The organism is Bradyrhizobium neotropicale (assembly GCF_001641695.1).
Taxonomy (GTDB): domain Bacteria; phylum Pseudomonadota; class Alphaproteobacteria; order Rhizobiales; family Xanthobacteraceae; genus Bradyrhizobium; species Bradyrhizobium neotropicale.
In genome coordinates this window covers 156,499-179,591 of the sequence record NZ_LSEF01000058.1, presented here as the reverse complement: position 1 = coordinate 179,591, position 23,093 = coordinate 156,499, and the positions used below count along the sequence as shown (strand labels likewise).

The window sequence follows — 23,093 nt, the reverse complement described above, 5'->3', positions numbered from 1 at the left end:
GCGCTTCCAAAAGGCCAAGGGACCGCCATGAGACTGACGTCAGGCTGACGCCGCGAGCCCGCGCTCGATCGACAGCACCTGATGCGATCACGCTCATTCACCGCTCCTACACGATCGCGCGGAGGCAAGCGCTTACACGTTGACGCAAGCGTGATCCGATTTGCATCATGCTGCGGAAATGATTTTCCGCAGCGTTGCAGTGCGGTAGGGTTTTCGAGTTTTTCTATTGATCAGGCCTTGCGGCGGATTCGCAACGGCATCATTGTTTAGCCGCGTTGCGGGGCAACAAGCGCCGCGCCTTCACGTCCTCGGAATCGAATCCTCTAGAATGTACAAGCTCTATTCGATGCAACGCTCCGGCAACAGCTACAAGGTCCGCCTTGCGCTGGCGCTGCTGAACGTGCCCTACGAAGCGATCGAGGTGGACATTCTGCGCGGCGAGAGCCGCACGCCGGACTTTCTGTCGAAGAATCCGTCCGGGCAAGTGCCGCTGCTCGAGGTCGGCGACGACCGCTACCTTGCCGAATCCAACGCCATCCTCTGGTACGTCGCCGTCGGCACGCCGCTCGCGCCGGAGAACCGCATCGATCGCGCCGAGGCGCTGCAATGGATGTTCTTCGAGCAGCACGCGCTCGAGCCGAACCTCGGCGCGGCCTATTTCTGGCTGTCGCTGGTCAAGGGCGGTCGCGACCTCCAGACCCACGCGCTGGAGGACTGGATGGAGCGCGGCTATGGCGCGCTCCAGGTGATGGAAAATCACCTCAAGACCAACGCCTATTTTGCCGCGCGCCAGCTCACGGTCGCCGACATCGCGCTCTACGGCTACACCCACGTCGCCGAGCGGTGCGACTTCGACCTCTCGACCTTCCCGGCGATCCGGGACTGGCTGCAACGGGTCGAGGAAACGCCCGGCTTCGTCACGATGGACTGGCGGCCGGCCGACATCGACGATCCCGCCAGCATTGCGGCCGGCGCCTGAGGGCCCCGGCTGGGATCGAGGGGAATAGCGGGCATATCGGGGAAATAGCGGGCATAACGGTATTCCTTGCCGCAATCCCGCCACGATCAGCGCGATAGCCGCCCCAATGTTGCCGGTTGAAACTGTGAAATTGTTCGGCGTCGCGGGTGATTCGCTCGCACGCTGAAGGATTTAGACCATGATTCGGGCGTCCGGCACGGCAGGCTTTCAGGGCCGACCCGTCATCGCCGCCTCTTCCCGGTTGACCAACGCCGTCGCGGCCTCGCTCGCGATCGCGGCGCTTTCGCTCTGCCTGATCGTCACCCTGACGGTGCTGTCGACCAAGGCGACCATGGCGATGGGTCTTCCGGTCTGATCCCCGTCTCATCCTGGACCAGCCTTCACGGCGCCCTGTGACGACCCGCCGATCGGCAACGCGACAGGGCTTCGATGAAGTCACCGGTGATACTCGTTGCAATTACCCTGACCGCGGCCATCCTGGTCGCGGCGTCGCTCTTGATTTTTGCCGGCACGCGCAAGAACACCGGCACCTCGACGCTGAACGCGCCCACGCTGCAACGGCAGCTGATGCACGCACATTTGGCCTAAAATCATCCGAAAGCTTTGCGCTTCCGCGCAGCTCCCCCTTAAGCGCGATGCACGAAACACATCGCCTTTCCACAACAATCGGTCAGTCTGACGCCCTTCCTCGTTCAGGGAGGAGCGAGACAGGGCCATGCGGTTCGGCTGCCGTGCGATCTCCGGTCCGGTGCTGACGGCAGCGGTTGCGCTGCTGGCGATCCTGCTCGATCGATCGGTCGCCGTCCCCTCGCCCGCGCCGCTGTTCGTCTGCATCGTGGCCCTTGCCGGATCGCTGTCGGGCTTCGGCTCCGCCGCAACCAGCGCGGCGATCGCGGTGATCGGTGCTGTGCTGTTCTTCTTCAATCACCGCGCCATTCCCGGAATCACCTTGATCGATCTGGTCCGGCTCGGCCTGCTGGCGGCAACGACTGCCGGCACCGCCGCCATCACCGGGCTCATGCGCGAGCGCCTGCTCGAGACGTTCGCCGCCGAGCGCCGCAACCACGCCATCGCCGCACGTCTGTCGGCGGCGCTCGACCAGGTCGATATCGGCATCGTGCTGCTCGATGCCGAGACCCGCGCCGAGTTCATCAACCGCGCGTTCCGCGACTATTTTGCGCTGCCCGACGCCAAGGCCGACGGCAAGCCGCCCTTCATCGCGCTGATGTATCACGGCCGCGACACCGGCGCGTTCGAGCTGCCGGAGGACGAGTTGAGCGCCTTCATCGCACAACGCATGGAGATGGTGCGGATCGGCGACGCCACCCCGATCAACATCAACTTGCGGAATGGCGAGGTGCTGCGCTTCGTCTGTACCGCGCTGCCCGACGGCGGACGCATGCTGAGCTACACGCCGGTGACCGACCTCGTGCGCCACACCGATACGCCGGCACAGGCCGACTACTACCGCTCGCTGCGCGATCCATCGAACCGCAACCTGATCCGCTATTTACGCGTTGCGGAGTAGCGCGAGCGCGGATTGATCGGCGCGGCCATCATCACGTATGAAGGACGCGTCACGGAGGCCTCGCGCCTCTCCTCCTTTGCATCGCGGGATTTCGACATGTCGCTCACCATTCGCTCCGTCACGCGGCAGGATTACGATCAGTGGCTGCCGCTGTGGGACGGCTACAATGCCTTCTACGGCCGCTCCGGCCCGACCGCGCTCGCAGCCGAGATCACGCACATGACGTGGCAGCGCTTCTTCGATGCCTACGAGCCGGTGCACGCGCTGGTCGCCGAGAGCGAGGGCCGGCTGCTCGGGCTGACGCATTACCTGTTCCACCGCAGCACCACCGCGATCGAGCCGTCCTGCTATCTGCAGGACCTGTTCACGCTCGAAGCCTCGCGCGGCAAGGGCGTCGCCTCGGCGCTGATCTACGGCGTCTACGAGCGGGCGAAGCTCGCAGGCTCGCCGCGCGTCTATTGGCAGACGCACGAGACCAACCTCACGGCACAGAGCCTCTATGACAAGGTCGCGGAGCGCTCCGGCTTCATCGTCTACCGCAAGCTGTTCTGATCCCGGGGGGCGCACGCCCCTGTGGATAACTTTGCCTGTCACCCGCACGTAACAGTAGAGCGCTAGGTTGCGGCTGCGTCTGATCCGGCCCCCCGTCACCGATCAAGCGCCCCAAGCGGTCCCCGTCAGTCGCCGCGTCTGACAGGGGCCGCATTTTTTTGCCTGCAATTTTCTTGTCAGCATGGCCGCAGCGCGGGCAGCGCATTTGCCGGCGCGGTGCTCGGCGGGTCACAATGCCATTGCTGCTTCCCCTTGATCAGGATCTCCCATGGAAATTCGCAATCTCGGCGCCTCCGGCCCGCGCGTCTCTGCGGTCGGGCTCGGCTGCAACAATTTTGGCCAGCGCACGGATCTGGAGACCTCGCGCAAGGTGATCCATCGCGCGCTCGATCTCGGCATTACGCTGTTCGACACCGCCGACATCTATGCGGGCATGGGGGGATCGGAGACCGTGCTCGGCACCGTGCTCGGCGATCGCCGCAAGGACATCGTGCTTGCCACCAAATATTCCAAGCCGATGGCGACCGACGGCACCAAGCAGGGCGCCTCGCGCCGCTACATCATGAACGCCGTCGAGGCCAGCCTGACGCGGCTCAAGACCGACTACATCGATCTCTACCAGCAGCACGACTACGACCCGCTGACACCGATGGAAGAGACGCTGCGCGCGCTCGACGATCTGATCCGCCAGGGCAAGGTCCGCTATATCGGCAATTCCAACTTCCCGGCCTGGCGCATCGCGGAGGCCGAGTTCACCGCGCGCGCGATGAACGTCAACCGCTTCGTCTCCTGCCAGGACGAATACAGCCTGGTGGTGCGCGACATCGAGACGGATTTGTTGCCGGCCGCGCAGGCATACAAACTGGGCCTGCTGCCGTTCTTCCCGCTGGCAAGCGGCCTGCTCACCGGAAAATACCAGCGCGGCACCGCTGCGCCCGCCGACACGCGCTTTGCAAAGGCGCCGGCGCTGCGCGACCGCTACGTCACGCCGCGCAACGAAAACATGGTCGAAAAGCTCCAGGCCTTTGCCAAGGCGCGCGGCCACTCCATGCTCGAGCTCGCCTTCTCCTGGCTCGCGGCGCGCCCGCAGGTGTCGAGCGTGATCGCAGGCGCCACCCGCGTCGAGCAGATCGAGGAGAACGTGAAGGCGATCGCCTGGCAGCTCAGCGCGGATGATCTTGCCGAGATCGATCAGATCACCACGGTTTGAGCATGCAGCGGTTTTCCCTCGCGACAAACGCGGAACGCGTTTGCGCGGAGATCATGCTCAAACAACAAACAGCGAGGCGCTATTTCGCGCCGCGTCCGACCGTCTGCATCACCTCAAAACCTTCGAACTGCGGATGGCCGAGATAGAGCGGCTTGTTGTCGCCGGCCTTGTGATGCGCCGCGCGAAACGCCTCCGACTTGGTCCAGGCCTCGAACGCCGCGTGGTTCGCCCACACGGTGTGGGAGGCATAGAGCGTATGGTCCTCGAGCTCGGGTCCCCTCAGCAGATGAAACTCGATGAAGCCCGGCACCTTGTCCAGGTGCGTGTCGCGCGTGAGCCAGACCTGCTCGAAAGCGGCCTCCGATCCCTTAGCGACGCGGAAGCGATTCATGGCGATGTACATTCCTGATAACTCCTGTGGAGGTACACGATCGTGAGGAGACCGCCGCTCTCTCACTCCCTCTCCCCGTCCTTACGGGGAGAGGGTGGGGTGAGGGGCCGTCTCCGCGAGCCCCGTCTGGATTGTGGCGAGAACGCCCGCGATATTTCGAAGCACGTCATTGTTCCAGAAGCGGAGTACCTTGTACCCCTTTTCTCTCAGACGTTCATCTCGGATCGCATCCGCGGTCGATTCATTGTGCTAGCCGCCATCGACTTCGATGACGAGGCGTTCTCCCGGCAGACGAAATCGCATATGTAGCCGATGATCGGCTCTTGCCCTACGAACTTGTTCCCGTCGATTCGCCGGTTGCGGATACGATTCCAGAGGACTGTCTCCGCATCGGTTTGATCGATGCGCAGTCGTCGTGCGAGTCGGATGGACTTCTCATCTTGGCCGGGCATTGCCTTGCCCCTCACCCGGATCGCTGCGCGATCCGACCTCTCCCCGCTGAAGAGCGGGGAGAGGTTTAAATCAAACAACCAACCCCTTCATCGGCCGCGCTGCGGCGCTATCCGGAAACACCGTCTCGGCCAGCACGCGATCGGACAGGCCGAACTGGCCTTGCAGCGCGCCCTTGATCACCGAACGCAAATCGGTGGTGGGCTTGAGGTCGCGGCCTTCGTAGAGGTTGGCAAGCTTGAGGCCGGGCCAGTCGGAGATCACGCGGCCGCCTTTCACGGCGCCGCCGGCGAGCAGCGCGATGGTGCCGGTGCCGTGGTCGGTGCCGTCCGTGCCGTTGATGCGCGCGGTGCGGCCGAACTCGGTTGCGACGAGGACGACGGTGTCGCGCCAGCGCTCGCCGAGGCCGCTCTCGAATTCGGCAAGCGCACCATCGAGGCCGCCGAGCAGGAATGCGAGACGACCGACCGGACCGCCTTCGTTCGCGTGCGTGTCCCAGCCGTCGAAGGCGAGTGCCGCGATCCGCGGACCGTCGTCGGCGGCCATCAGCTTGGCGGCGCCGCGCGCCACCTGCCGCATCTGCATGGCCGCATTGCCGGGCTTCGGCTTCATGTCATCGCCGCTCGCGGCCTTTTCGAGCTGTAGGCCTTGCGACAGCGCCGATGCCAGTACGGGATCGCGATGGCGATAGAGATCGACGAGCCGCATCGCGGTGTCGTCGTCGGCCTGCGGCAGCGCGACCGGCGCCCAGCCGACGGTCGGCGCCGCGCCGCGCAGCACCAGCGGCGTGGTGGGGCCGACCGCGAGCGCGCTGGACACTCGCTCACCGCGTGGCAGCGCTTCCAGCGCGCGGTTGAGCCAGCCGGACTGCACGCGGCCCGGGCCGGCATAGCCGCTTTCGAGCACGTCCTGGCCGTCGAAATGCGAGCGGTCGCGATAGGGTGTTGCGACAGCATGGATCACCGCGGCGTGCTTGTCGCGATACATGCGGGCGAATTCCGGCATCGCCGGATGCAGGGCGAAGAAGGTATCGAGCATGATCGCGGGATGCGCACCATCCGCCGCGAGCGCGATCGATCCGTGCAGGCCGGCGTAATCGGGATCACCGACCGGCGCGACGGTCGAGAGCCCGTCGAGCGCGCCGCGCAGGATTACGACGACCAGGCGGGGATCGCGCCCGTCCGCCGCGCGCGCGAATTTCGGCAAGTAAGCCCAGGCCGCGAAGGAGGCGCCGCCGAGGAGGAGGCCGCGACGCGAGGTGAGGAGCCGGTTCTCGGTGCAATCCATCACATCATCTCCTCTGCATTTCCGGCGACATCAACAGCAGTGCGAGCGCCTGTTGGCGCGACTCCGCCCGCTCGATGGTTCGCCGCGTTTCGATGGAGGCCGCGTCCGCGGCGGCGAACTCCAGGAGGTCAAGCGGGTCGATGTTGTTGCCGAGCCGCGCGCCCATCTGCGCGGCGATGTCGAGCCGCAGCTTCATGCCTTCGGGCGCCGCCCAGGCGGCGCTGGTGTCCGGGAAGCCATTTGGCCCCGCAGGCGACCACAGCGGCTGGCCGAGCAGGTTGAGGCTGTTGAGATATAGACCGGGGTCCTCCGGCACGCGCGCGAGCAGCCGGCCGCTCGCAATCAGGAAATCGTATGGACTGCGCATCTTCGTCAGCGGCGCCTTCCAGGCTTCGTCGGAATCGACCAGCGCGGTCGCAAGCGCCTTGAGATCGCCGTCGGTCCTGACGAAGACGTCGCGTAATCGCGCCACCAGCGCGGGCGGCGGATCGTCGGCGACGAAGTGTCGGGCGAATTTGGTGGCGATGAAGTTCGCGGTCGAGGGATGGCGCGCGATGTCGGCGAGCGCCGCCTCGCCCTGCGCAAGGCCGGTCGCCTCATAGGTCTTGCCGAGCAGCAGCTGCGGCCCGGGCTGGTGCGCATTGGTGTTGAACACGAACGAGCCTGGTGTTCCCAGCTGTCCCTGCCGGCCGGCAAAAGTCCAGCCGGTGATGATGCGCGCGAGCGAGGTGACGTCCTCCTGCGTATAGCCTCCGCCGACGCCGAGCGTATGCAGCTCCATGATCTCGCGCGCGAGATTCTCGTTCAGCCCGCGCTTGCGGTTCTGGCCGGCACGCGAATCCGGTCCGAGCGATTGCTGGTTGTCGAGAAAGAACAGCATCGCCGGGTGCTGCTCGACCGCCTTCAGCATGTCGGCGAAACGCCCGAGCACGTGCGGGCGGATCGCCTCGCGCTCGAACGCGCCGGCCCACATCCGCGCCAACTCGCCCTTGCTGGCGGAGATGCAGAGATGGTTGGACCAGAACACGACCAGCCGCTCGGTGAAGCCGCACTCGACCAGCGTCGCGCGCTGCAACCGCGCCAGCGCTTCGGCACGGAAAGTCTTCTGGATGACGTTGAGCGGCTGCGGCGCGGGCTTTGCGGCGGGTGGCGCGGCCGGGTTCGGCTGCATCGTGTCGGGCTTCGCCGCATTGTCCGCCGGCTTCGCCTCGGCCATCTGGCCGGCGATCTCGGTCGCCGCACTGTTCAGCGAGAGATTGCGACGCAATTTGGTGTCGGGCTTCGGATCGGCGGGCGCCTGGGCGGGCAGCGCTTCGGCGGGCGCGGCGGCCTTCGCGGCCTCGCGCGCCTGCTTCACCTGGTCCTGATAGGCGAACACGGCCTGACCGAGTTGCGGCGTCGATTGCAGGCCCGGCGCCTCCAGCAGCACGCCGTTGGGACGGCCGAGTTCCGCCTTCACGAATCCGCGCGGATCGGAAGCCGCGTTGATGAGATCGCCGGAGGCCCCGCCGCGCGCCCCGAAACCGAACCGGTTGAGCGCAACGAGGGCGGCTTGCGAATCGCGGGCCATCGATGTGTCCTCTGCCCCTTGCCAGACGCTTCCCGGGCGTATGCGCGAGGTTTAATATATCGCGGCGGGAGATGAACCCGACATGAAAATGACGGCGAAGCTTCGGCGTAAATCATGACAAATCCGAAAGACTTTCCGTTGCAGCCGCCGCGACGCCTCGCCTGTTCCCGCTGCGGCACCGAGTTCGGCTGCGACCTCTCGGGCACCTGCTGGTGCGCGGAGGAGGTCGCGCGGCTGCCGATGCCGGTCGAGGGCGATGATTGCTTGTGCCGGGAGTGTTTGCGGAAGGCGGCGGCGAAATAGTCCTCAACGTCGTCCTGGCAAAAGCCAGGACGACGTTGAGGAGGGAGTGTACGCTCTCTCAACGATATTATTGCGGCCTGCGCCGGGACGACATTGGGGGAGAGCGTGGGTGACAACTACACCGCATGTCCCGGCGACTTGCGCGCCATGCCGTCGAACGCGTCGAGCAGCTTCTCGCGCCACGCATGGACAGGATCATCCGCTTCGAGCAGCTTGAACGGGCTGACGACGCGCGCCCATTGGAAGCCGCCGAAGACGATGTAATCGGCATAGTTCGGCGCACTGCCGCCGAGAAAGGGTTGCGTCTTGAACGTCTGGCGCATCACCTCCAGCGACTTGCGGAACGCGACCACGCCGGTGTCGCGGCTCGCCATGATGTCTTCGAGCGCCTTGCCGCCGAAGCGCGCCTCGCGCGACTTGCGGAAATAGGCGGCGTCGACCTCGGCCAAGTTCTTCGGGATGTCGGCGATGATCAGCGGAAAGATGCCGCCGACGATGGCGATGTCACCCCAGGCATTGAGCATGCGCGCCATGGCGCGGCCGCCCTCGCCGCCGAACAGCGACGGGCGGTCTGGAAAATTGTCTTCGAGATAATTCGCGATCGTCCAGGAATCGACCACCGGCCTGTCGTGATGCAGCAGCACCGGGACCTTCTCCGAGCCATGCGGTGCGATCGCGCTTTTCTCGGTGAAACGCCACGGCAGCGATTCCGCCGACAACCCCTTGTGCGCCAGCGCCATCCGCGTGCGCCAGCAGAACGGGCTGAAGGGGCGACCGGCGTCGGTGCCGACGAGTTCGAAGAGCTTGAGTGACATGGAGCGCCTCCACTTGCTCCGTCATTGCGAGGAGCTCTGGCGACGAAGCAATCCAGACTATCGCCGCGGAAACATTCTGGATTGCTTCGCTGGCGCTCGCAATGACGATGTGAGGAGACAGTCGTCGTCCTACCGCACCACCGACGCGGTCTGCCCGAACAGGATCTTGCGTTCCTCCTCGGTGCGGATGGCGGGCTTGCCGAAGTTCGGATTGACCTCCTCGGCGAGCGCGTAGGCGCGCTCGGTGGCGGGGCGCGCGCGGATGGTTTCGAGCCAGCGCTTCAGATGCGGGAAGTCGTCGATGTTCTGGCCCTGGTTCGCATAGCCGACCACCCAGGGATAGGACGCCATGTCGGCGATGGAATAGTCGCCGGCAACGAATTCGCGATCGGCGAGGCGCTTGTTGAGCACGCCGTAGAGACGGTTGGTCTCGTTGACGTAACGGTCGATCGCATACGGGATCTTGTCCTGCGCGTAGTTGCGGAAATGGTGGTTCTGGCCGGCCATCGGGCCGAGGCCGCCCATCTGCCAGAAGGTCCACTGGATCACGTCGTAGCGCGCGTAAAGGTCGGTCGGGAGAAACCTGCCGGTCTTCTCGGCGAGATAAAGCAGGATGGCGCCGGACTCGAAGATCGACAGCGGCTTCGTGCCGCCCTTCGGCGCGTGATCGACGATGGCGGGAATGCGATTGTTGGGCGCGACCGCCAAGAACTCCGGCTTGAACTGCTCGCCCTTGCCGATGTTGACCGGGATGACCTTGTAGCTCAGCCCGGTCTCTTCGAGAAACATCGTGATCTTGTGGCCGTTCGGCGTGGTCCAGTAATGCAGGTCGATCATGGCTGGATGTCCCGGGCTGGAGGGAGGCGATCGCAGAAAGATGCGATTGCATGAAGTTCGCGCCAAGCCCTGCCCAAGTCAATGGTTCCGCTGATGACGGCCGCGTGATTGCCTTGCCTCACATGCAAATGCGGAGAGGCGAAGACATCACCGCCCGTTGGCGCGCAGCAGCTTCTCGCCGTCCTCGGTCACCGCAATGATCAAGCCCATGCCGGGCAAGGTCTCGCGCGCGACGTAGCCGCGGTCGGCGGCGTCCTCCCAGATGGTGAGGCGTGGGCATGACGTCTTCCAGGTCGAGACCACCTCGGCATAGGCGCGCGGCTCGCGCGCGATCCATTCGACGAAATCGAGCACCAGGGGATCGGCCGTCTCGCTCATTGCAAACCTCCCTTGTCGAAGGCCGCCAGCACCGGCGTGCGGAGCAGGAGCCAGCTTCCATAGGCGATGTAGTAGCAGGCGATGGTGGTGATCAGCCGCGTCGCCCAGACCCGGTATTGCTGATCGGTCATCGCTTCGAGCAGCCGGCGCGCAAGGCTGGTGCCGAGCATGGAGGCTGCGATCGCAACCCCGGCCAGCACCGGATCGAGCGTGGCGGCCTGATCGATGATGCCGCCGAAATAGAGCAGCTTGGTGAAATGGCTCGCGACCTGGCAGGTCGCTTTCGTCGCCACGATCTCGCGCCGACCGAACTTGCCGCCGAGGAAGAACGTGTCCATCAGCGGCCCCGAAACGCCGGTCATCAGCATCAGGCCCATGCAGATCGAGCCGTAGAACGTCCCCTGCCAGATGCTGTCCGGATTCGGCTTGATGCCCGCGGGCATCATCCGCGCCATGAACGGCGTGACGCCGAGCAAGAGCAGCGCGACCGGCTTGTCCGGCACGTAGCGCGTGATCGACCACAGCGCCAGGGCCAGCGCGCAGCCGATCAGATAGACGAACACCGGCCGCCAGCGGATATGTGCGCGCCACAGCACGGCGCGCCAGCCGTTCGAGGCCATCTGCGTGATCGCATGCAGCACCATCGCGGTCGGCAGCGGCATCAGGGCCAGCAGCACGCCGATCAGGATCAGCCCGCCCGCCATGCCGAACAACCCCGACAGGAAGGCGGTGGCGACCATCAGCAATCCGAGGGCAGCGATCATGATGGGCGTCACGAAGAGGTCTCCTGTGGTGGCACGTCAGGGACGCAAGCTGCCCATTCTCCCTCTCCCCGTTCTTACGGGGAGAGGGTTGGGGTGAGGGGCTGCGTCCGCAAAGACGCGAGCAGTTGGACTCGCGGAGGCTCCCCCTCGCCCGGAATTTGCGCTTCGCTCAATTCCGGCCTCTCCCCGCAGGCGGGGAGAGGCGAAGAGGCGGCTTCCCTGATCGGCAAATCAACTTGGAATTACACTCATTCTTGTGCCTCGCTTGTCGTGCTCGCGCAAACTGAGTTATCTTGGCCTGGCATCAGCTTTCCTGAGGGTACGACATTTGCGGCGGCTGCTCTTTCTCAACGGCATCAAGGCATTCGAGGCGGCGGCGCGGACCGGCAGCTTTGCCTCCGCAGGCATCGAGCTCAACGTGTCGGCGGCGGCCGTCAGCCGCATGGTCCATCTTCTGGAAAAGCGCCTCGGCGTCGCGCTGTTCGAACGCAAGGCCAACCGCCTCGTGCTGACCCAGGCCGGGCGGGCCTATCAGAGCGGGCTGACGCCGATCTTCGATGCGCTCGCAAGCCTCACCGCGCAGGTGACGGCATCCTCCAGCGTCCGCGTGCTCACCATCGGCGTCGGGCATACTTTTGCGATGCGCTGGCTGATCCCGCGGCTGTCGGAGTTTCGCAGCGAGGAGCCCGACATCGAGGTGCGCTTCACCACCGGCGGCGCGGCGGTGCCGTTCGGCGAAGACTGGAGCTGCGGCATCAAGCTCGGCACCGGCGACTGGCCCGGCCTCGTCGCCGAGCCGCTGTTCGCCGGCGACCTCACGCCGGTCTGCGTGCCCCGCCTCGCCGCCAGCCTGAGACGGCCGGCCGACCTGAAGGGACCGAGCCTGATCCGCGTCGCGCATTCGCCGGAGGACTGGCCGATCTGGCTGAAGGCTGCGGCCGTTACCCGCATCAACGCGCGCGGTCCCGAATTCGAATTCTACGGCCAGTCGCTGCAGGCTGCCGCCGACGGGCTCGGCATCGCCATGGGCATCCGACCCTATATCGACGACGATCTCGCCGCGGGCCGGCTGGTGGCGCCGTTCGACCTCACGGTGCCCAAGGGCATGCGCTGGTACCTGGTGTATCGCAGCTTTCAGACTGAGCAGCGCGACTTCGCCGCGTTCCGCCGCTGGATCATGCGCGCGGCGGCCGAGCCTACGGCTCGTCCGGCCAGGCGGATCGGCCGCACCGCAGCGCGGAACTGAAGGCCTACATCCGGTCCTCTGGGCGAAAAAGCCGGCGCCATGTGAACCGTTTCACATGCACACATCCGGAAATGTGGTCCTCTGACCCTTCAACAAGACGTGGGGACCACAATGACGACCCTTTACGACGGCTTTGACATCGAATCCTTCGAGGCTGGCAAGGGACTGTGGCACGCCCGGATCCGGCGCGCCGACTTCAGCCCTCTCGCCATCGATGGCGTACTCTTTCCGGCGATGGAGGTCGGCTTCGCCTGGCCCGATTCCGACGCCGCGATCGCCGACGCCAAGAACCACATCGACCGCTTCCGCCGCCGCGCCGACATCGACGACGAGTAAGCAAGCAGGACCAGCGCGGCGGAAAGCAAGGAACCGGTCATGTCGTCCATCGAAATCGAAGAGACACAGCCGCTGGCCCGATCCTACGCACGGTCCGTGCTGTCGAATTGCCCGGAATGCGACGGCGATCTCGCGGTGCTCCGCGTGATCGGCGGCCGCGCCGGATGCGAATACTGGACCATGCGCTGCACCGGTTGTGGCGGGATCCATCTCGACATCCTCCAGCCGCGCAACCTGCACGAGGACGACGACGGGCCGCTGCCCGCGGCGTGAGGTCTGCGCCTGCTGCCAACCTGCTGTCAGCAGGCTGAGCCGGACAAGGCATTCGCCCTTTTCTGCCGGGCGGACTCGTCCCATATTCCGGCCATGGCGAAGAAACCTGCATCCTCCGAAAAACCCGTCAAATCCCCCAAATCCAAAGCGCATCGGCCCGATGTGCAGCCGATCGCACCGGCGCTGGCCGAGCTGCTCAATCCCGCGATCAATCGCGGCGATGCCGGGCTTGGATCGGGCACCGGCCTGCAGCCGCCGCCGGACAATTCGCGCGACCGCCGCGCCGGCGGCGAGGCCGCCGCACACCGCGCGCGGGCCTCGACGCCGAAGGATTTTCCAAATGACCGTTTGAGCGACCGCCCGGCAGGATTGGACGAGGCGCCACAGGCGAATTACGGCACCGCCGCGACAATCCCGTTCCTCGATCCGGAACTTGCGAAGCAGCTCGGTCTGCCGACAGAGGAGGACGATGCCGAGGCCCTGGCGCGGCCGCCGCGCTCGAAGACCGAGGCGCTCGGCGTGAAGGCGACCGCGGACGCGCTGGAGGCGCTGATCCGCGACGGCCGTCCCGAGTTCCGCAAGGACGACGGCTCCATGAAAGTGTGGACGCCGCACCGCCCACCCCGCCCGGAAAAGTCCGAAGGCGGCGTGCGTTTCGAGATCAAATCGGAATACCAGCCCAAGGGCGACCAGCCGACGGCGATCACCGAGCTCGTCGAGGGCATCGAGCGCAACGACCGCTCGCAGGTTCTGCTCGGCGTCACCGGCTCGGGCAAGACCTACACCATGGCCAAGGTGATCGAGGCGACGCAGCGCCCCGCACTGATCCTGGCGCCGAACAAGACGCTTGCCGCCCAGCTCTATGGCGAGTTCAAGAGCTTCTTCCCCGACAACGCGGTCGAATACTTCGTCTCCTATTACGACTATTACCAGCCGGAAGCCTACGTCCCGCGCACCGACACCTATATCGAGAAGGATTCATCCATCAACGAGCAGATCGACCGCATGCGCCACTCGGCGACGCGCGCGCTGCTCGAGCGCGACGACGTCATCATCGTCGCGTCGGTGTCCTGCATCTACGGTATCGGTTCGGTCGAGACCTACACCGCGATGACGTTTGCGCTGAAGAAGGGCGAGCGCATCGACCAGCGCCAGCTCATCGCCGACCTCGTCGCCCTCCAATACAAGCGCACGCAGGCCGATTTCACCCGCGGCACCTTCCGGGTGCGCGGCGATGTCATCGACATCTTCCCGGCGCACTATGAGGACCGCGCCTGGCGCGTGAATCTGTTCGGCGACACCGTCGAGAATATCGAGGAGTTCGACCCGCTCACCGGCCACAAGCAGGACGAGCTCGAATTCATCAAGATCTACGCCAACTCGCACTATGTGACGCCGCGCCCGACGCTGGTGCAGGCGATCAAGTCGATCAAGTTCGAGCTGAAGCAGCGGCTCGACCAGCTCCACGACCAGGGGCGCCTGCTGGAAGCGCAACGGCTGGAGCAGCGCACCATGTTCGACCTCGAGATGATGGAGGCAACGGGAAGCTGCGCCGGCATCGAGAACTATTCGCGGTATCTGACGGGACGTCGCCCCGGCGAACCGCCGCCGACGCTGTTCGAATACGTGCCCGACAACGCGCTGATCTTCGCCGACGAAAGCCACGTCACCATTCCGCAGATCGGCGCCATGTTCCGCGGCGACTTCCGCCGCAAGGCGACGCTCGCCGAATACGGCTTCCGTTTGCCGTCGTGCATGGACAATCGCCCGCTCCGCTTCGAGGAGTGGGACATGATGCGGCCGCAGACGGTCGCAGTGTCGGCGACGCCCAGTGGCTGGGAGCTGAACGAGAGCGGCGGCGTGTTCGTCGAGCAGGTGATCCGCCCCACGGGCCTGATCGATCCGCCCGTCGACATCCGCCCCGCCCGCACCCAGGTCGACGATCTCGTCGGCGAGGTGCGTGCCACCGCGCAGGCCGGTTATCGCTCGCTGATCACCGTGCTGACCAAGCGCATGGCGGAGGACCTCACCGAATATCTGCACGAGCAGGGCATTCGCGTCCGCTACATGCATTCGGACATCGACACCATCGAGCGCATAGAGATCATCCGCGATTTGCGCCTTGGCGCCTTCGACGCGCTGGTCGGCATCAACCTGCTCCGCGAAGGCCTCGACATTCCCGAATGCGCGCTGGTCGCGATCCTCGATGCCGACAAGGAAGGTTTTCTGCGCAGCGAGACTTCGCTGATCCAGACCATCGGCCGTGCCGCGCGCAACGTCGACGGCAAGGTGATCCTCTATGCCGACAGCATGACCGGCTCGATGGAGCGCGCCATCGCCGAAACCAACCGCCGCCGCGAGAAGCAGGTCGAGTACAACAACGCCAACGGGATTACGCCGGAGAGCGTGAAGAAGCAGATCGGCGACATTCTCAACTCAGTCTACGAGCGCGACCACGTGCTGGTGGAAGTCGGCGGCCACGACATGACCGACGACGTGATCTCGATCGGCCACAACTTCGAGGCCGTTCTCGCCGACCTCGAAACGCGGATGCGCGAGGCCGCCGCCGACCTGAACTTCGAGGAAGCCGCCCGCCTGCGCGACGAGGTCAAGCGCCTGCGCGCGACCGAGCTCGCGGTCGTCGACGACCCCACGGCCAAACAGCGCACCGTTCAGAGCAAGGCCGGCGCCTATGCCGGCACCAGGAAATACGGCGACGCCGCCAACTTGCCAGTCAGCGCGATGAAGAAAAAGACCGTGAGCTCCGCGCTCAAGGCCAGCGGCGGCGGCGGTGGCGGCTCGAAGGTGCACAAGCCGCATCTCGACGAAATGCACGGCCCGGAATCGCTGCCCTACCGCGCCAACCGCGCGCTGCCGTCAAAACCGTTCGGCGGCGAGAGCCGGATCATCCAGCCGACGGATTCGCGGCAGTCCGGCCCGGAGTTCGGACCCGCGCCGAAGTCGACGGGTGGCGCGCCGGGGCGAAGGGGTGGGTGGAAGAAGAGGTAGGCTGGCGCTAGCAATCCCACCGGGTTCCGTTAGGTTTGCCTTATGAAACTCGGCTTCGAAGAAACCCAGTCCTCGTACACCAGCGGTTCACAAAGTGCCCGTGCGTGGACCGAGGCCTGGGTTAAGGCGTGGGCCTATTGTCCGCACTGCGGCAGCGCTAAGATGCCGCAATTCCCCAACAACAGCCCCGTTGCTGACTTTCTCTGCGCATCTTGCAAAGAAGAATTCGAGCTCAAGAGCCAGCGGGGAAAGTTCGGCCCGAGCGTGTCAGACGGGGCCTACAAAACAAAGTGCGAACGGCTCGCTGCCAGTAACAATCCGAACCTCCTGCTAATGAACTACGACCGCACCTCACTGGCGGTCGTAAATCTCTTCATAGTACCAAAGCACTTCTTCGTTCCTGAAATCATTCAGCAGCGAAAGCCCCTCGCGGCGACGGCGCGACGCGCCGGCTGGGTCGGATCGAACATTCTACTGAGCAAGGTGCCTGAAGCCGGCAAAATCCACATTGTTCAGAACGGCGTGATCCGGCCAAAGGAGCTGGTTCTTGAGGAATGGCAGAAGACGCTCTTCCTCCGAAGCCAGTCACTGGAGGCCCGCGGCTGGCTGCTTGACGTGATGAAATGCGTGGAGTCGCTAGGCAAGCGCGAATTCACGCTCGAAGAGGTCTACGGCTTCGAACGGCAGCTCGGCGAACTTTATCCCGGCAATCAGAACGTCAGGCCGAAGATTCGCCAGCAGCTCCAGTATTTGCGCGATCGAGGGTTCATCGAGTTCCTGTCTCGCGGCAACTATCGCTTGAGATCGTGAGGTTCGTCATGGCCTGGTTCCTGAACTTCTATCGCTGCGATCGTTGCAGGAGGATGTGGACCGATGAATGGTCGTGCACTTGCGACGACGAATGTCCGCATTGCGGCTTCCGCAACATGTCGCCGTTCAACAGCGAAGATTTGACGGAGCTCATCGTAGAGGAAGCCGGAAAATTCGTTGTACTGCGCTCGCCTGAGGAGGCGGAGGACGATCCCGACTACCAGGAGCTTGGTCGCTTTTCGACGCGGGATGCGGCGAAGGAGTTCCTGCGCTCACATCAGCCAGATTGACGGATAGCTGTCTAAGCCACCAGGTCCTTCGACGTGATGGATTCCGGGCTCGCCGCTTCGCGGCGCCCCGGAATGACGTGAGGTTGCCGCATCTCAAGCGGCTAGTCCCTGAAAGTAGTAGCTGCGGTTGGAGCCGTCATAGGCCCCGGACGTCATGCAGCAGGCTTTGAAACCTGCGTCCGGAGCCGCAGGGGCAGAGGTCGTTGCGGCCGAGCCTTTCGGTCAGCTCGACGTCGCCATGGACGACGCGCGTGCCCCGCTTGACGTGTGTTTCCGAGGGGAAAGAATTCCGCCGCTTACGCGTGATGCTGAAAGCTGGGGAGGTTTTCGAGATCGCGTTGTTTGCGCATGACGCCCTCCATCGGTTGGGAAGCGCGGGCCGTTGCCGCGGCGTCTCGCTATCACGATGCGGCGCGTGCGGGAAGATGCGCACGAACCGGCCGATCGCCGGGGTCATGGATTCCGGGCTCGCGCTGGCACGCGCCCCGGAATGACGAGGGAATGTGCGGCGTGGCTTCCGCGGCCTTACAGCTTGCCCTGCCCGTTGGTCTGGTTGCTCTGTTGCTGCTGCCTCTCCTGCTGCTTGGCGTGATGGCGGCCGTAGAGGCAGCCGGCGGCGGCGCCCAGCATGCCGTGATGGCCGGCATAATGGCCGGCAACGCCACCGACGACGGCGCCCTTGATGCAGCCCTTGGCGTTGGCCGCGGACGTGGCGGTGAGCATCAGAAGCGCGGCAGCGCAGGCGACAAGCGGGGATTTCATGGCTGTCTCCGGATTTCGGTGTCGGTGTCTCAACGAGCGCAGGTGTCGCCGAGTTCCGTGTGCTGCCTCAAACCTCTCCCCGCTCTTTGGCGGGAGAGGTCGGATCGCGGCTGGCGATGCGAAGCATCGTCCAGTGCGATCCGGGTGAGGGGCGAGGCGATATGCTAGCAAAATCGGAAGTCTGTCCGACTCGTTCTAGAGCCGTGCATGCCAATGAAATCGAACTCGCGGACGCAGCCCCTCACCCCACCCTCTCCCCGTAAGGACGGGGAGAGGGAGTGAGAGACACGGCAAGCAGCGCCAACGCTCAGCGCAAGACGCCATCGCGGGACAACGCGTCTGCCCGAATTCGTGCACACAACCGTGCTCACAACCCTTAATTGCATCCCATGAACCTGGCATTGCGTCTGCGCGTCATAAGGTCTGCAATCACTCCTGTGGTTTTGCGGATTGATGGGCGAGCAGGTCGCGCGATAGCGTTTGCGATCGACGGCCGATGAAGGCGGGCGCAGCATGACGGTTGAATCCTTGAGCAGGCAGCGCGTGCTCCATCTGCTCGACAGTTTCGCGCGCGGCGATCTCGACGCGGCGCTTGCGTGCTGCACCGACGACGTCGACTTCCTCACCCACGCGCCGATTGACGTGCTGCCGCACATGGTGCCGCGCCACGGCAAGACCGAATTGCGTGCGCTCTGGCAGACCGTCTGGTCGCGCTATTCGGAAGTTCGCTACAAGACGCCGCACGTCGTCGCCGAGGCCGACGCGGTCGCGACCTACATGCACGCCTACTTCAAGAAGCGCAGCAACGGCCGCATCGTGCAGTTCGACATGGCCGTGTTCTACAGCTTGCGCAACGGGCTGGTGACCGAGATCCGCGAGATCATCGATTCCTACGATCTGGTGCAGCAGGTGCTCGAGCGCGAGATCGGCCCCCTGATCCTAGGCGAGAGGGCGGAGTGAGCCGTTGATCCTCCCTCCCCGCTCCCCGCGGGGCCCACACGATCGCGAGAGCCGGAGCCGGTGCGGCGGCGCGACAAGTAGAATTACGGGGTTCTATTGCAAATCTCACAAAGCGATCTCAATTGTGCATTGCGAAAACGTGAATTGCGTTTTGGCCGAAATTCCGTATTTGTTCGTACACGAATGAGTTGAGCAGCCCCGCGGCACATTGCTGTGCATGGGGTCGTTTTCCGTTTTCTTGCAAGCCAGTTTCAGGACTCCCCAAAATGACAGAGCACAGCCTCTGGCGTTTCTCGCGCGCGTTGCATCGCGCGATCAACGACCGGCATTTCGAGGATATCGAGGCCCTGATCGACGAGGACGTCGACTGGGCGCTCTATGGCCCGATCGACATGTTTCCGTTCCTCGGCGCACGCCAGGGCAAGCAGGCGGTGCTCGACGTCATCCGCCAGCTCGCCGACAACTTCCATGTCCGCCGCTTCGACCGCGAGAACATCATGCTGGGTGTGGATTCCGCGGCCTCCATGCTGCGCTATTCGCTGACCGCGCTCGATTCCGACAAGCCGCTCTCGCTGCGGGTGGCGCAGTTCGCCCAGTTCAGGGCGGGCCGCCTCGTCAACATGCGCGTGCTGATCGACACCTTCGACCTCGTGGAGCAGGCACTCGGCCGCGCCATTCATCTTCCCAAGATGACCGGCGTGGGGTGAGGGGGACACCAACGGGCCCCGCTTTTCGGGACCGATGGGCGCTTCGCGCGATGTCCTGGCCTCCAGCCCCGCCGGATGCCGTCGCGTGAGAGCAGTCGTCGGGCGCGCGCTTTTCGCGCGGCCCGTTGGTTTGCGGCCTGACCTCAGCCGCCACAATTTTGCAACGATACAACCTCATGTTGGACGCGGGACTGAATGGCGCATGGTCTTCGCGGAAAGCCGCTCTATATTGCTGGTGGAAGTATGCGCCGGGGCTCGCGGGCAGGAATATGGAATTCTCGACAGGTTTTGGCTGGAGGCTGCCAGTGCTGGCGGCCGCGTTCATTTTTGGCTCGGTGCTGACGGCCTCGGCACAGATCATTCCGCCGGCGGCCGCGGAGCCGGACGACGAGACCGAGGCCGCGGCGACGCCTGATGTCAACGACCCCGATGTGCTCAAGGGCATCGACGTCGACAAGCTCGACTGGAGCCAGCTCGCGGTCGACGCCGGCACGCTGAACGACATCATCGCCGCGAAGAAGCGGGCGCAGGCGGCGGCCAAGGACGGGCTCGACTGGTCGTCGAACCTGAACGCAAACGGCTCCTCGGCAGTCAAGGTCAAGCAGTCGGTGTCTTCGTTCTGGGACACGCGGATCGGCGCCGACATGACGGTGGCGAGCGAGCCGACCACGATGTCCGAGCTCTTGGCGCAGAAGGCCGCCAATGGCGGCAACCTGCCGCAATCCTCCGGCAGCGCCTGGGCGGCTGCGACCGCACCGGGCGCGGGCTCGATCTGGGACAAGACCGCGGTGGAAGCCCGCGTCGATCCCGGCTCCGAGCAGAGCAAGCTCGGCGCCTCGCTGACCAAGTCGGTGCCGCTCTCGAGCGACTATTCGCTGACGCTCCAGAACGGCTACAGCGTGAACCAGCAGGGCACGACGGCCCTCCCCGGCATCGCCGGGCGCACCACCCGCAATTACGAGACCGACCAGTCCGCCAAGGTCACGATCACCGACACCGGCACCAGCATCACCGCCGGCCAGACGCTGTCGACCACCGACGACAAATGGCTGCGCAAGTTCGGCGCCGAGCAAAAGCTGTTCGACAACGTCACCGTCTCCGGCTCGGTCGGCGAGACCTCCCAGGGCGCGATCAACAAGAGCCTGACCGCAGGCTTCAAGAAGAGCTGGTGAATGCTCTTCGCCTCTCCGGGAGTCGACCTCCGGCCGAGCCGCGCATTCACCTGGCCGCACCAAACCTTCAGACATTGCTAACCATACGCCACGGCAAAGCCCCCGAATGGTCCGCCCTTGCCGCATCTCGGCCCAGTTGCGGTCAAAATCGGACGCCCTGATGCAGCAGCCCACAGACGTCGTCGTGCGGGGGACACTCGCGCTGCGCTCAACGCGAACAGGGGAACAACGATGAACGCCACTCGCCCGGAAAAGATCGAATCCACCGAGACCGAGACGGTCGACACCAACCTCGCCGCCGTCACGGAAGTCGAGGCCGGCATCCGCGATTTCGTGCGCAACGACATCGCCTATCTGCGCCGGCCGGCCGCCGGCAGCGAAGCCGCGCTCGATCCCAACGCGGAAGCCACCGTGAACAATGTCAACTCGCTGATCCAGCGCGTCGCCGGCACCTCGCTCGCCGAGATCGAGAACCTGATCTCCGAGCTCGAGAGCCTGCGCGATCTCCTGCATGCCGAGGGCCAGCGCGTCCAGCGCGAGATCTCCGGCTACGCCCAGCTCAGCCAGGCCGCGATGAAGTCGACCCGCATGATCTCCGACAACGTCGCCCAGTGGAAGCGCACCGCCGACGGCCTGCGCAACAGCTGATCGTCCGCATCACACGTCATGGCCGCCGCGCTCCCGAGGGGACGCGGCGGTTTTGATTTTTGGGGGCAGCTCCCGTGCCCCGGACGCGGTGCGGCACGCAGTGACGCACCGCAGAGCCGGGGCCCATGCCGGGAGACGAACGCGCGTCGTGATGGGTCCCGGCTCTGCGCAGCAGCGCTATGGCGCTGCAGCGCGTCCGGGACACGGGCGCGCATTTGCAGCCGTATCCCCTTTGAACTTTCCGCACCTTCCCCGCGACCAATGCCAAGCGCCCGTAGCCTTTGCGGCCGGGTCAGGGGACTAGTCACATGGAAAGCATTCGGCCCGACACCACGGACCCGATCCCGCTGCGGCCTGCGCCGACCCAGTTCGGCACGATCATGTTGCGCTTTGTCGGATTGCTCGCCGTCGCGATTACGGTGCTGGCGTTCGTGTATAGCCGCTGAGCGGCAGGCGCCGAATTGGGCGGAACAGCGTTAACGAAGGCTTAGTGGCTCGCCTCGACCGTCGAGGCTTCCAGGGTGTAGCCACCGTCGGCATAGCCCTTCACCACCATGCCGGCGACCAGCATCACTGCCAGCGTCGCGGTAGCGAAGATAAATCCGACCAGCTTGAGTGCGCCGCGGTCTGCCATGGTCTCTCGTCCCCTGTCCTTTGCCTATTCGTTCAAATAGACCGCGACAGGTTCATAATTGGTTAGCAACTCGGTGGTTCCGCCAACTGCTTCGCCGGCGGCCCCGTCTTCGGGAAGGCTTATGGCAGCCGGCCTGAATCGCGTCCATAGCGCGCGGGCAACAGTCAGCCACTCATTTCCGGCGTTCAGATTGGAACTAGTCTAATCGACCTTCCCGCGCATCGGGACGAAGGCGGTGGCGGTGATGGAGTAGACCTCCTCGCCGCGCTGGTTGGTGCCGGTGGTGCGGGCCGTCAGGATACCCCAGCCGGGGCGCGATCCGGATGCACGCTTGTCGACGATGACACTGGCGTAGGTGATGGTGTCGCCGGCCAGCACCGGCTTGATCCAGCGCAGGTCGCGGAAGCCCGGCGACGGCCCCCACACCGCGACCTCCTCGCCGCGCGCGGCCGCCTCTTTCGCCAGCCGCTGGCCGTCGGCAACGAGCAGGCTCATGCAGGCGGAGCCGACATGCCAGCCGGATGCTGCAAGCCCGCCGAACAGCGAGTTCTTGCCTTCCTCCTCGTCGAGGTGAAAACGCTGCGGATCGAATTTCGCCGCGAACGTCTTGATGGACTCAGCCGTGAACGTATAGGCGCCGATCTCGCGGCGATGGCCGATCGCGATCTCCTCGAAGAACCACATCAGACCGCCCCCTCGCGCCGCTTGATCAGGATCGGCGAGGTCATCTCGCACAGCGCCTCGCCCTTGGCGTTGCGCGCGGTGCATTTGAACTTGACGATGCCGAGTGAGGGCCGGCTCTTCGAGGTGCGCGCTTCCACGACATCGACATCGAGCGTGAGGTCATCGCCGGGCCGCAAGGGCGACAGCCAGCGTACCTCGTCGACGCCGGGCGAGCCGAGCGAGGCGGCGCGGGTGATGAAGCCGTCGGCCATCATCCGCATCATCAGCGAGCAGAGGTGCCAGCCGGAGCCGGACAGTCCGCGCAGCATGCTTCTCGCCGCGGCCTCCTCGTCCAGGTGCATCGGCTGCGGATCGAACTCGGCGGCAAAAGCCAGAATCTCGTCGCGGGTGACATGGCGCGGGCCGAATGTGCCGAACCGGCCGGGCGGGAAATCTTCGAAGGTCAGGGTCATCTTGGGAAAGCTTTGCGGAATTGACAGATTGTGGCCGCACTTTGCG

The 23,093-nt window shown here is 64.9% G+C and carries 32 protein-coding genes; 18 read left to right on the top strand and 14 right to left on the bottom strand.

All coding sequences use genetic code 11. From position 1 onward, the window contains the following. Positions 1 to 328 precede the first annotated feature (328 nt). The 6 genes from AXW67_RS19250 (at position 329) to AXW67_RS19235 (ending at position 4,269) form a co-directional block, all read left to right on the top strand. On the top strand, positions 329 to 979 hold the full coding sequence (locus tag AXW67_RS19250; protein ID WP_063679124.1) for a glutathione S-transferase family protein: 651 nt from the start codon (positions 329 to 331) through the stop codon (positions 977 to 979). A gap of 178 nt (positions 980 to 1,157) precedes the next feature. Then, positions 1,158 to 1,334 (top strand): hypothetical protein, encoded by a 177-nt coding sequence (locus tag AXW67_RS43235; protein ID WP_198024695.1) that lies wholly within the window; start codon positions 1,158 to 1,160, stop codon positions 1,332 to 1,334. Positions 1,335 to 1,420: 86 nt separating this feature from the next. Then, positions 1,421 to 1,567, top strand: a complete 147-nt coding sequence (locus AXW67_RS42005; protein ID WP_201723693.1) for a hypothetical protein — start codon at positions 1,421 to 1,423, stop codon at positions 1,565 to 1,567. A 127-nt stretch (positions 1,568 to 1,694) separates the two neighbouring features. Next, positions 1,695 to 2,507: a PAS-domain containing protein gene (locus tag AXW67_RS19245; RefSeq protein ID WP_063679123.1), complete on the top strand. Its 813-nt coding sequence runs from the start codon at positions 1,695 to 1,697 to the stop codon at positions 2,505 to 2,507. Positions 2,508 to 2,603: 96 nt separating this feature from the next. Further along, positions 2,604 to 3,059: a GNAT family N-acetyltransferase gene (locus AXW67_RS19240; RefSeq protein WP_027551849.1), complete on the top strand. Its 456-nt coding sequence runs from the start codon at positions 2,604 to 2,606 to the stop codon at positions 3,057 to 3,059. Positions 3,060 to 3,327: 268 nt separating this feature from the next. Further along, positions 3,328 to 4,269, top strand: coding sequence for an aldo/keto reductase (locus AXW67_RS19235; RefSeq protein ID WP_063679122.1), 942 nt, complete (start codon positions 3,328 to 3,330; stop codon positions 4,267 to 4,269). Between the two features lie 79 nt (positions 4,270 to 4,348). Here AXW67_RS19235 and hmuQ read toward each other — a convergent pair whose 3' ends face one another. The 5 genes from hmuQ to AXW67_RS19215 form a co-directional block, all read right to left on the bottom strand. Continuing rightward, on the bottom strand, positions 4,349 to 4,672 hold the full coding sequence (hmuQ, locus tag AXW67_RS19230; RefSeq protein WP_063679121.1) for a heme-degrading protein HmuQ: 324 nt from the start codon (positions 4,670 to 4,672) through the stop codon (positions 4,349 to 4,351). A 69-nt stretch (positions 4,673 to 4,741) separates the two neighbouring features. Next, a complete protein-coding gene (locus AXW67_RS45050) occupies positions 4,742 to 4,870 on the bottom strand; it encodes a DUF559 domain-containing protein (RefSeq protein WP_430648725.1) in 129 nt (42 codons plus the stop codon). Continuing rightward, on the bottom strand, positions 4,867 to 5,112 hold the full coding sequence (locus AXW67_RS19225; RefSeq protein ID WP_430648723.1) for a DUF559 domain-containing protein: 246 nt from the start codon (positions 5,110 to 5,112) through the stop codon (positions 4,867 to 4,869). Before AXW67_RS19225 ends, AXW67_RS45050 begins: the two co-directional genes overlap by 4 nt. 70 nt (positions 5,113 to 5,182) lie before the next feature. Continuing rightward, complete coding sequence (locus tag AXW67_RS19220; protein ID WP_145927717.1) at positions 5,183 to 6,397, bottom strand: DUF1501 domain-containing protein; 1,215 nt, start codon at positions 6,395 to 6,397, stop codon at positions 5,183 to 5,185. Between the two features lie 4 nt (positions 6,398 to 6,401). Beyond that, entirely contained in the window at positions 6,402 to 7,967 is a 1,566-nt protein-coding gene (locus AXW67_RS19215) for a DUF1800 domain-containing protein (RefSeq protein ID WP_063679119.1), read from the bottom strand. A 114-nt stretch (positions 7,968 to 8,081) separates the two neighbouring features. On the opposite strand from AXW67_RS19215, the gene AXW67_RS19210 reads away from it, so the two are divergent. Continuing rightward, entirely contained in the window at positions 8,082 to 8,270 is a 189-nt protein-coding gene (locus AXW67_RS19210; RefSeq protein ID WP_063679118.1) for a cysteine-rich CWC family protein, read from the top strand. A gap of 116 nt (positions 8,271 to 8,386) precedes the next feature. On the opposite strand, the gene AXW67_RS19205 is transcribed toward AXW67_RS19210, so the two are convergent. From AXW67_RS19205 to AXW67_RS19190, 4 genes are all read right to left on the bottom strand, one after another. Next, a complete protein-coding gene (locus AXW67_RS19205; RefSeq protein ID WP_063679117.1) occupies positions 8,387 to 9,085 on the bottom strand; it encodes a glutathione S-transferase family protein in 699 nt (232 codons plus the stop codon). A gap of 129 nt (positions 9,086 to 9,214) precedes the next feature. Further along, on the bottom strand, positions 9,215 to 9,922 hold the full coding sequence (locus tag AXW67_RS19200; protein WP_063679116.1) for a glutathione binding-like protein: 708 nt from the start codon (positions 9,920 to 9,922) through the stop codon (positions 9,215 to 9,217). Between the two features lie 147 nt (positions 9,923 to 10,069). Continuing rightward, positions 10,070 to 10,300: a hypothetical protein gene (locus AXW67_RS19195; RefSeq protein WP_063679115.1), complete on the bottom strand. Its 231-nt coding sequence runs from the start codon at positions 10,298 to 10,300 to the stop codon at positions 10,070 to 10,072. Next, entirely contained in the window at positions 10,297 to 11,076 is a 780-nt protein-coding gene (locus AXW67_RS19190; protein ID WP_063679114.1) for a sulfite exporter TauE/SafE family protein, read from the bottom strand. Before AXW67_RS19190 ends, AXW67_RS19195 begins: the two co-directional genes overlap by 4 nt. A 316-nt stretch (positions 11,077 to 11,392) precedes the next feature. Here AXW67_RS19190 and AXW67_RS19185 point away from each other — a divergent pair, with 316 nt between their 5' ends. From AXW67_RS19185 to AXW67_RS19160, 6 genes are all read left to right on the top strand, one after another. Continuing rightward, a complete protein-coding gene (locus AXW67_RS19185; protein ID WP_063679113.1) occupies positions 11,393 to 12,310 on the top strand; it encodes a LysR substrate-binding domain-containing protein in 918 nt (305 codons plus the stop codon). 111 nt (positions 12,311 to 12,421) lie between these two features. Further along, positions 12,422 to 12,646 carry a hypothetical protein gene (locus AXW67_RS19180; protein WP_027551860.1) on the top strand — a complete coding sequence of 75 codons (225 nt, stop codon included), beginning with the start codon at positions 12,422 to 12,424 and terminating at the stop codon, positions 12,644 to 12,646. Between the two features lie 39 nt (positions 12,647 to 12,685). Beyond that, positions 12,686 to 12,919, top strand: coding sequence for a hypothetical protein (locus AXW67_RS19175; protein ID WP_063679112.1), 234 nt, complete (start codon positions 12,686 to 12,688; stop codon positions 12,917 to 12,919). A 93-nt stretch (positions 12,920 to 13,012) separates the two neighbouring features. Next, positions 13,013 to 15,928 (top strand): excinuclease ABC subunit UvrB, encoded by a 2,916-nt coding sequence (gene uvrB / locus AXW67_RS19170; protein ID WP_082907956.1) that lies wholly within the window; start codon positions 13,013 to 13,015, stop codon positions 15,926 to 15,928. Positions 15,929 to 15,970: 42 nt separating this feature from the next. Further along, positions 15,971 to 16,738, top strand: a complete 768-nt coding sequence (locus tag AXW67_RS19165; RefSeq protein ID WP_063679111.1) for a DpnI domain-containing protein — start codon at positions 15,971 to 15,973, stop codon at positions 16,736 to 16,738. An 8-nt stretch (positions 16,739 to 16,746) separates the two neighbouring features. Next, on the top strand, positions 16,747 to 17,028 hold the full coding sequence (locus tag AXW67_RS19160; protein WP_063679110.1) for a hypothetical protein: 282 nt from the start codon (positions 16,747 to 16,749) through the stop codon (positions 17,026 to 17,028). A 136-nt stretch (positions 17,029 to 17,164) separates the two neighbouring features. Here AXW67_RS19160 and AXW67_RS40635 read toward each other — a convergent pair whose 3' ends face one another. Both AXW67_RS40635 and AXW67_RS19150 read right to left on the bottom strand, forming a co-directional pair. Next, on the bottom strand, positions 17,165 to 17,485 hold the full coding sequence (locus AXW67_RS40635) for an SEC-C metal-binding domain-containing protein (RefSeq protein WP_082907955.1): 321 nt from the start codon (positions 17,483 to 17,485) through the stop codon (positions 17,165 to 17,167). A gap of 68 nt (positions 17,486 to 17,553) precedes the next feature. After that, the gene (locus AXW67_RS19150) at positions 17,554 to 17,790 is read right to left on the bottom strand and encodes a hypothetical protein (protein ID WP_063679108.1); all 237 of its coding nucleotides are present in this window, start codon (positions 17,788 to 17,790) and stop codon (positions 17,554 to 17,556) included. Between the two features lie 513 nt (positions 17,791 to 18,303). Here AXW67_RS19150 and AXW67_RS19145 point away from each other — a divergent pair. The 5 genes from AXW67_RS19145 to AXW67_RS43230 all read left to right on the top strand — a co-directional run bounded on the left by AXW67_RS19145 (position 18,304) and on the right by AXW67_RS43230 (position 21,723). Then, entirely contained in the window at positions 18,304 to 18,750 is a 447-nt protein-coding gene (locus AXW67_RS19145; protein ID WP_063679155.1) for a nuclear transport factor 2 family protein, read from the top strand. 266 nt (positions 18,751 to 19,016) lie between these two features. After that, positions 19,017 to 19,457: a nuclear transport factor 2 family protein gene (locus AXW67_RS19140; RefSeq protein ID WP_063679107.1), complete on the top strand. Its 441-nt coding sequence runs from the start codon at positions 19,017 to 19,019 to the stop codon at positions 19,455 to 19,457. 269 nt (positions 19,458 to 19,726) lie between these two features. Next, on the top strand, positions 19,727 to 20,629 hold the full coding sequence (locus tag AXW67_RS19135; protein ID WP_063679106.1) for a hypothetical protein: 903 nt from the start codon (positions 19,727 to 19,729) through the stop codon (positions 20,627 to 20,629). Positions 20,630 to 20,860: 231 nt separating this feature from the next. Continuing rightward, positions 20,861 to 21,277, top strand: a complete 417-nt coding sequence (locus tag AXW67_RS19130) for a hypothetical protein (protein WP_027551865.1) — start codon at positions 20,861 to 20,863, stop codon at positions 21,275 to 21,277. Positions 21,278 to 21,585: 308 nt separating this feature from the next. Further along, a complete protein-coding gene (locus AXW67_RS43230; protein WP_201723690.1) occupies positions 21,586 to 21,723 on the top strand; it encodes a hypothetical protein in 138 nt (45 codons plus the stop codon). Positions 21,724 to 21,764: 41 nt separating this feature from the next. Here the strand turns inward: AXW67_RS43230 and AXW67_RS43225 are convergent, their stop codons facing one another. From AXW67_RS43225 to AXW67_RS19120, 3 genes are all read right to left on the bottom strand, one after another. Then, positions 21,765 to 21,911, bottom strand: a complete 147-nt coding sequence (locus tag AXW67_RS43225) for a hypothetical protein (protein WP_027551866.1) — start codon at positions 21,909 to 21,911, stop codon at positions 21,765 to 21,767. A gap of 201 nt (positions 21,912 to 22,112) precedes the next feature. After that, complete coding sequence (locus tag AXW67_RS19125; protein ID WP_027551867.1) at positions 22,113 to 22,595, bottom strand: MaoC family dehydratase; 483 nt, start codon at positions 22,593 to 22,595, stop codon at positions 22,113 to 22,115. Continuing rightward, a complete protein-coding gene (locus AXW67_RS19120) occupies positions 22,595 to 23,047 on the bottom strand; it encodes a MaoC family dehydratase (protein ID WP_063679105.1) in 453 nt (150 codons plus the stop codon). The genes AXW67_RS19125 and AXW67_RS19120 overlap by 1 nt, the downstream gene beginning before the upstream one ends. Positions 23,048 to 23,093 lie beyond the last annotated feature (46 nt).